The 491-nt window shown below is 67.8% G+C and carries 1 pseudogene; it reads left to right on the forward strand.

Annotated elements, in window-relative coordinates:
- A pseudogene (locus ICC28_RS40120) lies at positions 1 to 491 on the forward strand (alpha-amylase family glycosyl hydrolase); the annotation flags it as partial.

A 491-nucleotide genomic window follows, 5' to 3' on the forward strand; every position in this document is an offset into this window, starting at 1 on the left:
GTGCTGCTGGCGGAGGCCAACCAGTGGCCGGAGGACGTCGTCGACTACTTCGGCGACTACTCCTCCGGCGGCGACGAGTGCCACATGGCCTTCCACTTCCCCGTCATGCCGCGCATCTTCATGGCCGTACGCCGCGAGTCCCGCTACCCCGTCTCGGAGATCCTCGCCAAGACGCCCGCCATCCCCTCCGGCTGCCAGTGGGGCATCTTCCTGCGCAACCACGACGAGCTGACCCTGGAGATGGTCACCGACGAAGAGCGCGACTACATGTACGCGGAGTACGCCAAGGACCCGCGCATGCGCGCCAACATCGGCATCCGCCGCCGGCTCGCCCCGCTCCTGGACAACGACCGCAACCAGATCGAACTCTTCACCGCCCTCCTCCTCGCCCTCCCCGGCTCGCCGATCCTCTACTACGGCGACGAGATCGGCATGGGCGACAACATCTGGCTCGGCGACCGCGACGCCGTCCGCACCCCCATGCAGTGGAC

Origin of the sequence: Streptomyces sp. TRM68416 (assembly GCF_014596915.1) — a bacterium.
Taxonomy (GTDB): domain Bacteria; phylum Actinomycetota; class Actinomycetes; order Streptomycetales; family Streptomycetaceae; genus Streptomyces.